General features: G+C 70.3%; 9 protein-coding genes. 5 read left to right on the top strand and 4 right to left on the bottom strand.

The window, feature by feature from the left end; translation table 11 throughout:
* Window positions 1-36 precede the first annotated feature (36 nt).
* Genes DEU38_RS13830 through DEU38_RS13820 form a run of 3 tightly spaced genes read left to right on the top strand, consistent with a single transcriptional unit; the run spans window position 37 to window position 2,944 of the window.
* The gene (locus DEU38_RS13830) at window positions 37-813 is read left to right on the top strand and encodes an alpha/beta fold hydrolase (RefSeq protein ID WP_174911870.1); all 777 of its coding nucleotides are present in this window, start codon (window positions 37-39) and stop codon (window positions 811-813) included.
* 12 nt (window positions 814-825) lie between these two features.
* Window positions 826-1,122: an MGMT family protein gene (locus DEU38_RS13825; RefSeq protein WP_114721979.1), complete on the top strand. Its 297-nt coding sequence runs from the start codon at window positions 826-828 to the stop codon at window positions 1,120-1,122.
* 43 nt (window positions 1,123-1,165) lie between these two features.
* Complete coding sequence (locus tag DEU38_RS13820) at window positions 1,166-2,944, top strand: NTP transferase domain-containing protein (protein WP_254622597.1); 1,779 nt, start codon at window positions 1,166-1,168, stop codon at window positions 2,942-2,944.
* A gap of 7 nt (window positions 2,945-2,951) precedes the next feature.
* Here the strand turns inward: DEU38_RS13820 and DEU38_RS13815 are convergent, their stop codons facing one another.
* From DEU38_RS13815 to DEU38_RS13805, 3 genes are all read right to left on the bottom strand, one after another.
* Entirely contained in the window at window positions 2,952-4,490 is a 1,539-nt protein-coding gene (locus DEU38_RS13815; protein ID WP_114721977.1) for an FAD-binding protein, read from the bottom strand.
* A gap of 129 nt (window positions 4,491-4,619) precedes the next feature.
* A complete protein-coding gene (locus tag DEU38_RS13810; protein WP_258557887.1) occupies window positions 4,620-6,293 on the bottom strand; it encodes an ABC-F family ATP-binding cassette domain-containing protein in 1,674 nt (557 codons plus the stop codon).
* Window positions 6,294-6,573: 280 nt separating this feature from the next.
* Complete coding sequence (locus tag DEU38_RS13805; RefSeq protein WP_114721975.1) at window positions 6,574-6,924, bottom strand: PLD nuclease N-terminal domain-containing protein; 351 nt, start codon at window positions 6,922-6,924, stop codon at window positions 6,574-6,576.
* Between the two features lie 385 nt (window positions 6,925-7,309).
* On the opposite strand from DEU38_RS13805, the gene rsgA reads away from it, so the two are divergent.
* Together rsgA and DEU38_RS13795 are read left to right on the top strand one after the other, a co-directional pair.
* On the top strand, window positions 7,310-8,410 hold the full coding sequence (gene rsgA, locus DEU38_RS13800; RefSeq protein ID WP_114721974.1) for a ribosome small subunit-dependent GTPase A: 1,101 nt from the start codon (window positions 7,310-7,312) through the stop codon (window positions 8,408-8,410).
* Window positions 8,411-8,443: 33 nt separating this feature from the next.
* Window positions 8,444-8,959, top strand: coding sequence for a GNAT family N-acetyltransferase (locus DEU38_RS13795; protein ID WP_114721973.1), 516 nt, complete (start codon window positions 8,444-8,446; stop codon window positions 8,957-8,959).
* Between the two features lie 168 nt (window positions 8,960-9,127).
* On the opposite strand, the gene DEU38_RS13790 is transcribed toward DEU38_RS13795, so the two are convergent.
* Complete coding sequence (locus DEU38_RS13790) at window positions 9,128-10,249, bottom strand: hypothetical protein (protein WP_114721972.1); 1,122 nt, start codon at window positions 10,247-10,249, stop codon at window positions 9,128-9,130.
* Window positions 10,250-10,266: the final 17 nt, after the last annotated feature.

Here is a 10,266-nt window from a genome sequence, read left to right as displayed (position 1 = left end):
GGTCCGACATCGACCACATCCGGCATAGTGGACGCCATGCGCGGTCTCCACACCTACCTGTTCGGTACCCCGGGAGCGTCGGAGGTGCTCGCAATCCACGGCCTCACCGGGCACGGCCGCCGGTGGGAGGCCCTCGGGTCCGGCCAGCTCAGCGACACCCGCATCATCGCCCCCGACCTGCGCGGGCACGGCCGCTCGTCGTACACGCCGCCGTGGGGCCTCGACACGCATGTCGACGACCTCCTCGCGGTGCTCGACGAGCACGCGACCGGCCCGGTGGTCGTGGTCGCCCACTCCTACGGCGGCGCGATCGCGCTGCACCTCGCGCAGGCCGCGCCGGAGCGGATCCGGGGACTGGTCCTGTTGGACCCGGCGCTGGGCCTGGACCCCGAGACGATGAGCCGCATCGCGGAACTGGTCGTGGCGCACCCCGACTACACCGACGTCGCCGAGGCCCGGGCCGAGAAGCGGCACGGCGCCTGGGCCGACGTGCCCGCCGACGTGCTCGACAGCGACCTCGACGAGCACCTCGTCGAACTCGACAACGGCCGCTTCGGCTGGCGCATGTCGGTGCCCGCGGTCGTCGCGTCGTGGGGCGAGATGGCCCGCGACTTCGTCCTCCCGCCACGCGGCATCCCGACCGTGCTGGTGCAGGCGCTGCGCGTGCAGCCGCCGTACGTGACCGCGGAGTTCCGCGGCGCGCTGTCCGAGCACCTCGGTGCCGACCTCACGCTCGCCGACCTGGATTGCGACCACATGGTCGCGCACGCCAAGCCGGACGAGGTCGCGACATTCGTCCGCAAGCTGCTGTAAGGACCGTCCTGCATGGCCGCCACCACCGACGAACAGATCGAGCGCGTCCGCGAACTGGTCGCGTCGATCCCGTCGGGCAGGGTGGCCACGTACGGCGACATCGCCTCCGCTGCAGGACTTTCCAGCCCGCGAACGGTCGGATGGATCATGCGTACCGACTCCTCCGACCTGTCGTGGCACCGGGTGCTGGGCGCCTCGGGCCGACCCGCACCGCACCTCGCGCACCGTCAGCTGGCAAAGCTCGAGCTCGAGGGTGTCCCGATCCGGGACGGACGAGTCGATCTCGCGGCGGCACGGCACAGGTTCTGACCACCGATCCACACACACGTCGTCGATGCGGCAGCATTGGGCCATGACCTCCCTCGGCCTGCCCGGCGAGCCCACGGACGCGATCGTCCTCGCCGGCGGACGTGCCACCCGCATGGGCGGTGTCGACAAGCCCGCGATCACCGTCGGCGGTCGCCGCCTGCTGGACACCGCGCTCGCCGCCGCCGCCGACTGCGACCGGACCGTTGTGGTCGGGCCCCGTCGCGACGACCTGCCGCCGACCGTCGTGCAGACACAGGAGACCCCGGCCGGGTCCGGACCGGTGGCCGCGCTGTCCGCCGGACTGTCGGCGCTCCCCGGGTCGACCGACGGCCTGGTCCTCGTCCTCGCCGCGGACCTGCCGAGCCTGGACCGGGCAACGGTGCGCACGCTGGTGTCGGCTCTGCTCGACCGCCCGGACGCGGAGGCGTCGTTCGCGGTGGACGAGTCGGGCCGGATGCAGTTCCTCCTCGGCGTGTGGCGCCGCGCGTCGCTCACCGCGCGCCTCGACGCCCTCGCGGGCCGGGAGAACCAGCCGATGAGGGCCCTCGTGCCGGACCGCCGCGTCACGGTCGAATGCACCGGCGTCACCGACTGCGACACCCCCGCCGACGTCGAGCGCGCCCGGGCCGCCCACGTGCCCGCCCCGATGACCGTCACGGAGGCACGGGCAGCCGTCCGAGAGTTGCTCTCGCCCTTGCCCGTCCGTCAAGCACCGTTGTTCGAGTCCCTCGGGGCCGTCCTCGCCGCCCCGCTGGTGGCCGCCGAGGCACTGCCGCGTTTCGACGTCTCCGCGATGGACGGGTACGCGGTGGCCGGTCCGGGACCGTGGCGGCTGCGGACCGAGATCCGCTACGCCGGCGAGCCCACCGCCCTGGACCTGGGTGACGGGGATGCCGTGCGGATCGCGACCGGCGCCCAGGTCCCGAGTGGAGCGACCTGCGTGATCCGTGACGAATTCGTAGACGTCGCACCGGATTCCGTCGGCAAACTCGTGGTGCGACGACCGGGCACACCGGTGCGCGACGACACCCGCCGCCGCGGTGAGGACTGGCAACCCGGGCACCACCTCGCGAACGCCGGTACCGCGATCGGTCCGGCCGTCGTGTCCGCGGCGGCGAGCGCGGAGGTCACCGCGGGTGCGGTGCGCGGGCCGGTCCGGGCACACGTCGTGGTGACCGGTGACGAGATCCGACGCGACGGTCCGCTCCGCGACGGGCAGACCCGCGACTCCCTCGGACCGGTGCTACCGGACGTGCTGGCCCACTGCGGTGTTCGCACTGTGGCGGATACCCATCTGCGGGACACCGCGGACGGATTCGACGCGCTGCTGCGCGACGCCCGCGACACCGACGTGATCGTGGTGGTGGGCGCGACGGGCGGCGGCGCCGCCGATCAGCTGCGGGGTGCCCTGCTCCGCGCGGGCGCCCGGATCGTGGTGGCCCGGGTGAAGTGCCGACCCGGCGGATCGCAGGTGACGGCGCTGCTGCCGGACGGTCGCGTCGTGCTGGGACTGCCGGGCAACCCGGTAGCGGCGGTATCGACGCTGCTGATGATGCTGCCCGCGGTCGTCGACGGGCTCACCGCACGCGCACCGTCGGCGCCGGCGACCGGCACGGTGGTCAACGCCCCAGACGCCGCGGCCGCCGGAGTTGGAGTCACCCGGATCGTGCCCGTCGTGCGACAGTCGGACGGCACGTGGCGCGCCGACACGGTCGTCCGCACCGCACACCTGGCCGGGCTGATCGGGCGGGAGGCGCTCGCGCTCCTCCCGCCCGGCCCGCTCGACGCTCAGACCGTCGAGTTGCTGCCGCTCCCTCAGTGATTCACTGTCAGCGGTTTGCGACCATGTCCTTGGCCGCGAGGTGGCTGAACAGCATGCTGGCGCCCACCGGGTTACCGCCGCCGGGGTAGGCGTTGCCGCTCGCGGGGGCCATCGAGTTGCCCGACGCGTACAGACCCGGGATCGGGTTGCCGCTCGTGTCGAGGACGCGCGCGGTCGTGTCGGTGACCAGGCCGCCCTTGGTGCCCAGGTCGGAGATGCCGAACGTGGCCGCGTAGAACGGGCCCTGCTCGAGCGGCACCAGCGCGTTGCCGTCCTCGTTGAATGCGCGGTCGTACGGCTCGTTGCCGCGACCGAAGTCCTCGTCGACGCCGTTCGCCGCGAGCTTGTTGAACCGCTCGACGGTGGCGACCAGCGCGTCGGCCGGAACACCGATCTGCTCGGCGAGCTCGGCGATCGTGTCGGCCGTCTTCCACAGGCCGGCCTCGTAGTACTTCTCCGGCTCGACCATCGGCTGAGTGCACGAATCGATCGGCGGAATACCGCCGGTGCGGTTGTCGTAGATCATCCAGAACGGCAGCGTCGTCGTGCCGGCTTCCATCTGCTCGATGATGTCGCGGCCGGCGCGATCGTACGGCGCACCCTCGTTGGTGAACCGGACGCCCTCCTGGTTGACGAAGATGCCCGACGTGAAGCACAGCGAGAACGCCGAGTTGCCCTCAGGATGCGTCAGACCCGGCGACCACCATGCCTCGCTCATCGACGCGATGTCCGCGCCGATCTCGATCCCGGCCTGGATCGGCTTGCCCAGGTTGGCCTCCGGACCCATCGTGTCGCGACCGACACCCGGGACGCCGTACTTCGAGCGCATCGCGTCGTTGCGCTCGAAACCACCGGCGGCGACGATCACACCCCGACGCGCGCGGATCGTCTCACGCTTGCCGGCGTGGTCGACGATGACACCGACGACGGCGCCGTCCTCCACCACGAACTCCTCGAACGAGGTGCCCAGCTGCAGGTCCACACCCTGGTCGGTGAGCGCCATCAGGAAGCGGCCGATCAGCGACTGCCCGCCGAACATGTCGCCCTCGGGCAGCGGCATACCCAGACGGTCCGGCCCCGGCTGCGGACGCAGCACGTCGCGCAGCGTGCCGAGGCGGGCCGGATCCAGCAGCGCCGGCATGATGTGGCGGCCGCCGGGGCGCGACTTGGGCGCGTCGTGGAAGTAGTCGGGCCACGGGTAGGCCATGAACTCGAAGTAGCCGCCGGCGTCCTCTTCGAGGTAGTCGATCAGCGCGGGACCGTTGTCCAGGTACGCGTCCTGCAGTTCAACCGGAGCGGTGTCACCGACCACGGCACGGAAGTACTCGCGGGCGTCCTCGGGGGTGTCGTCGTCACCCGCACGCTTCAGAACGGCGTTGTTCGGGCAGTACAGGCCGGCGCCGGAGTAGGCGGTAGTGCCACCGAACTTGTCCGTCGCCTCGATGACCTTGACCGAAAGACCCTCGCGCGCAGCGGTGTAGGCGCCGGCGAGGCCGCCACCCGACCCGATCACGACAACGTCGGTCTCTTCGTTCCAATCCACCATTCAGGATCCTCCTGCTCGAGCGTCGATCCGATTCCGGACCACAGCCCGGCCGGTGGACCGACACGCTAATCCCGAAAGGCGTTGTGGTGTAGGTCATGTTCCGCTGGACGGTAATCACACAGGGAACCCTCAGGTGGGCTCCTTGTCGGCATCGGCGTCGGCGGACAGGGCCAGGTGCGGCCAATGCGCGAGGTCGGCGAGCATCTGCCGGTCGTGAGTGGCGACGACGACGGCGGCCGGCGTGTCCGACAGTGCGGCGGTGAGGTCGTCGACCAGAGACCCGGACAGGTGGTTCGTGGGTTCGTCGCAGATGAGCAGCATGGGGCGCCCGGCGAGCTGCATCGCGAGATGGAGCCTGCGCTGCTGTCCCTGCGACAGTCGCCCCACGGGCGTCCGGCGTGCCTGATTCTCCAGCAGGCCGGTCGACGTCAGCGGTATCGGTTCGACGTCGTGCCCGAGCCCCCGGATGTGGCGGTCGTAGAGTTCCTGCGCGGTCAACTCGGACTCCCAGTCGGGCACTTCCTGGCCGATCAGCGCGATCCGGGCGGCGGCTCGGCGGTGGACGCTGCCGGTGGACGGCTCCAGCACACCCGCGAGCACGTCGAGCAGTGTGGACTTGCCCGCACCGTTGCGGCCAGTCACCAGGAGTCGCTCCCCCGCATCCAGCGAGAGCGTGACGGGGGAATCCAGCCGACCCGCCACGGTGACGTCGTCACACCGCAGCAGAGGTGCGCCGGGTCGGACGGTCAGGTCCGGGAACCGCAGCCGCAGTGGCGGTTCGGGCACGGTGACGGTGTGCGCATCGAGGTCGGACCGGCGGCGGTGAAGCGCCCGGACCAGGCCCGGCGCCCGGGACTGGCGCTGGTGCTTGCCGTGGCCCTTGTCGGGTCGCCATCCGGTGCTCAGCCGATCGCGGGCGTCGGCGACGGCGTCCTGCAGGCGCGCCCGCTCGGCGAGTTGGTCCTCGTACTCGCGTTCCCATCGCTCGCGGGCGCGACGACGACCCTCCTGCCACCCCGCACGGCCTCCCGCGAAGAGTTGCGGACGGCCGTCCTGGCTCGGATCCAGGTCGAGGACCTCCTCGGCGACGTCGCGCAGGAGCGCGCGGTCGTGACTGACGACGGCCAGCCCGCCGGAGTGGGCACGTAGGCGGTCGGTGAGGAAGTCCAATCCGCCCCGGTCGAGGTGATTTGTCGGCTCGTCGAGCAGCAGTATGTCCGGTGCGGCCCCGAGCAGGCACGCCAGGCGAACTCGATAGCGTTGCCCCACCGAGAGCGTCGCCAACGGGCGCTCCCGGTCGGTGCACGCGTCGAGCGCCGACAGCGCGATGCCCACTCGCCGCTGCGCGTCCCAGGCGTCGAGCCGGGTCGCGGCTTCCAACGTCGACGCGTAGGCGTCGTCGGCTCCCGGCGCTCGGTCGGCGAGCAGGATCGTCGCGGCGTCGAGTTCCCGCAGTGCCCGCACCGCGGGCTCCACCGAATCGGCGACGAGTGCGCCGACGGTCTCGCCCTCCCGAAAAGGTATTGCCTGCTGAGCGATACCGACGGTGCCGGCCCGACTGACGGTTCCGCTGTCGGGTTGCAGGATTCCGGCGAGAACGTGCAGCAGCGTGGTCTTGCCGCGCCCGTTCTCACCGACGACCGCAAGGCGCGATCGGGAGGACACCGTGACGGAGACGTCCGCCAGAACCGGACGCGACCCGAGCGCGACACGGACCGAGGTTGCTCGCAGGTGTGCATGTGCGCCCGCGGGTAGGTGATCCGTGGACGAGAGGTGGTCATGTGTGTGGTCGGGTGTGGACAGGCCTCTTCGGCCCGTGTGGGAAACAGACACTGATACTCCGCAGCTCGAGGAAGGAGCCGGGGCAGCACGAATTACCGCCCGGCATGTCTACTCGGACGGCGGCGTGGAAGAAGTCGTCGGAATTCGGGTCGTCGCCGCCGTCAGCGGAGCGACCACTGCTTCATCGACACAGTGCCTGCATACATGCGGAGAACCTAACCGAGGCGCCGACACGGTGCCAACGAGTTTTCGGGCACAGCCGAGCGTGGACAGCGCAACCCCGACCGGGATCCCGCGGAGGTCAGCCGTCGGAGAGACCCTCCCGCTGCTGACGACCGATCCGACGCTGCTCCTCCGCGCGCTCGCGGCAGCGGCGCAGGAACTCCTCGTCGTCCTCCGACCGCTGCGCCACCTGCCGGCCCGGACGGTCGTATTCGGGGAACCCCGACGACGCCCCGGCCCGGCGCGGCGCGTACCCGCCGTCCGGCCGTCCGGCAACGAGCCACAGCACCGAACCGATCAGCGGCAGCAACAGCACGATGATCGCCCAACCGACCTTCGGGATGTTCCGCACCGCGGTCTCCTCGGCGACGATCACGTCGACGAGACACACGATCCACAGGACCATCACGATCAAACCCAGATACGGCATCCGACGCCGACCCTCCCCAGTCATCCCCGACCACAGTGAAGTCCCCGACCACACGTGCCCGACGATGAAACCAACCCGAAGGTACGTAGCGCAACTATCGGACGCGGACATTCCGGGCGCGACGCCCTCCCCGTGGCGCCTCGAAACACAGTGGCAAGGGCCGCGCGGCGCCGTTAGAGTGGTCGCCGAACGTTCTGAAGCGAGTGAGACAGGGAGGTGAGTCGATGATTGCGGTGAAGACCACTGCCGCGGGCAGTGCCCGGACCATCCTCACGTCCCGGGTCCCGGTCTGAGACGACTCCCCTTCTCGTCGACGGTGCGCACGTGTGCGTTCCGAGGGTGAAGCGCGTCGTCCGACAGGGCCCGAATCCCGAAGGGTCTCACCATGTCTTCATCACCGTCTTCACCACGATCCACCTCCACTCCCGAGTTCGACCTCGCCGCACTCGGCTGGGACGGCAGGTTCGCCGCCATGTTCACCGGGCACGCCGAACACGGACTGGTCCCGGCCCGTGTCACCCGCGTCGACCGTGGTCGCTGCGACACACTGACCGAGGCAGGCGCGGTTCGCGCCGACAGCACTGCGGTCGTCGCTCCCGACCCCGAGCACACGGTGTGCACGGGAGACTGGGCAGCGCTCCGTCCGGGTCCACGGCCCGAGTTGGTGGCACTACTCCCCCGGCGCAGCACGATCGCACGTGCGTCGGCGGATCGAACGTCACATCGACAGGTCCTGGCCGCCAACATCGACACCGTCGGCGTCGTCGCCTCGCTCGCGGCACCGATCAAACCCGGCCGGATCGAGCGGTTACTGGCCCTCGCCTGGGATGCCGGCACGACGCCGGTGATCGTGCTGACGAAAGCCGATGCCGCCGAATGTGATCCGGAAGTGGCGGCCGCCGAAACGTCCACCGTGGCGCCCGGCGTCGACATCGTCACCGTCAGTGTCCACACCGGTGCGGGCATCGAGGGCCTGGTCCGGTCGTTGTCGGGAACCACGGTGCTGCTCGGACCGTCCGGCGCCGGGAAGTCCTCGCTGGCGAACGCTCTGCTCGACACCGACCGGATGGAGACGAGCGAGGTCCGCGCGACGGACGGCAAGGGGCGGCACACCACGGTGCACCGGGAACTGCTTCCGCTTCCGGGCGGGGGCGTGATCATCGACACTCCAGGACTGCGGGGCATCGGCCTGCACGACGTCACCGACGGCGCCCGGCACGTGTTCGCCGACATCGAGGAGCTCGCCCAGGGCTGCGCATTCCGGGACTGCGAGCACCGCACCGAACCGAGATGCGCCGTGCAGGACGCGGTGACGGACGGTCGACTCGATTTCGGCCGACTCGACCGCTACCGCAGAATGCTGCGCGAGACCCAGTGGGCGGCCTCCCGTTCCGACGCACGACAGGCCGGCAAGCGCACCGCGACCGACAAGGCCATCACCCGCGACATTCGGGCCCTCTACCGGTTCCGCGACCGGCAGCGCTGACATCCACCCGAACCACAGAAATGGAAGTACGACATGAACACTCGCTCACACTGGACGACACGTCCGGAAACCGACGAGGACATACAGACTGTCAGACAGATCACCCTCGCTGCCTTCGAGACCGCCGAGGAAGCCGACCTCGTCGACGCGTTGCGCGAGGAACCGGCATGGATCGACGGGTTGTCGATGCTCACTCTCGACGAGGGTGGGAACGCCGTCGGGCATGCCCTGCTCACTCGCTGCCACATCGGCGATACCCCTGCACTGTGTCTGGCACCGTGTTCGGTGCTCCCGGCGTATCAGCGAACCGGCGCCGGTTCCGCCGCCATCCGCGCCGTCCTCGAGGCCGCGAAGGCGCGCGGTGAGCACTTCGTCACCGTCCTCGGGCATCCGACGTACTACCCGAGGTTCGGGTTCGCCCGCGCGTCCGAGCACGGCGTCGGGATGAACGTCGACATCCCCGACGACGCACTCATGGTGCTCGCCCTCGACGGACGCCGGATCCCGAGCGGCACCATCCGGTACGCCGCAGCGTTCGGCGACATCTGACCGAAGAACCGGCACGATTCCCCGAGGGGTGCGGCTCCGGCCGCGCCCCTCGGGGCCGGCGGAACCTGGGAACGTACTCCGCACACTCCCCGGCGCGTGGCGACGGCCCCGGACGAAGGAAACGCGAGCGACCACCGCCACCACGAGCAGCAGTGCAAGAACACCGATCTACCGCAGCGCGTCGGCCTGGGTATTGCGCTCGGTGTTCACGAGCGCACCGTCGGTGGCGAGGGCGTAGTCGGTACCGAGGAAGATCTCCTTCGCCGCGGCCGAGTCCTTCGTCACGTAGTCGAGGAAAGCGACTTCGAGGGCCGGGAACACGGAGTTGGCGGGGCCGTCCATGGGCTTGCCGTGACTCGCGCCACGCACCGTTGTCAGCCACGCGGGCGCTTGCACCTGCGGATACTGCACGAGCGACGGCCAGCCTGCCGGGTGAACGATGAAATCCGCGCTGCCGGTGACGATCAGCGTCGGCACCGTCGACGGCGGCACCCCGATGCCGAGCGTCGCGGGACCGGGCTCGACCGCAAGGGCACCGACGACACGGAAGTCCGGGTCGAACTGCGTGCCGACCTCTTGCAGGCGCCCGCCGGAGATCAGCGCGGAGCCACCGCCGGCGGAATGGCCCGCGACGACCGTGCGGGTCAGGTCGATGTGGCCGTACAGCGGGCCGGCCTCGTCGGCGTTCGCCGCCGCCGCGGCCTGCGCGCCCATCTCGTGTGTGAGGCCGAACCAGTTGACGAGCGAGTAGTTGACCGCGACGACGTAGCCGTGGCTCGCCAGGTGCCGAGCGGTGGAGTCGTAGATCCCCGGTTCGACCAGGATGCCGGGCGTCCACAACACGAGCGGCACCGCGCCGAGTTCGGCAATGTCGTCGGGGTAGTAGAACTCCACACCGACGGGGCTGCCCAGACCGGAGTCGGGGAAGGTGCCGAAACACTTCATCTCGTCCTGCACGTCGAAGCCGAGGCGGACGACGCGCACGTACAGCTCGGTCAGGCCCGCGCAGTCCTGCGGGTTACGGGTCTGGGTAACAGGATGTGGGCCCGCAACGCCGAACTGCTGCTGGATCGCCGACTCGGAAGCGGGGACCACACCCATCGGCGTGAGGCCCAGCGAGCCCGTGCCCGAAGCGGCGGCGAACGGCGCAGCGAGGGCCGGTGTGAGGACGAGGGCAGCAGCCGTGAGGCCCGTACCGAGCATGCGGGCGACGGTGTGACGCATGAGTGCCTTCCTGCGATGGTGGCTGATCACGACCATCTTGATCACGACCATCTCGATCACGACCATGCTGCCATGCGCGTTTC

Origin of the sequence: Rhodococcus sp. AG1013 (assembly GCF_003350365.1) — a bacterium.
In the GTDB taxonomy this organism is placed as follows: Bacteria; Actinomycetota; Actinomycetes; order Mycobacteriales; family Mycobacteriaceae; genus Prescottella.
Note: the sequence above shows the minus strand (reverse complement) of the source record. Positions and strands in the feature narration are given on the sequence as shown.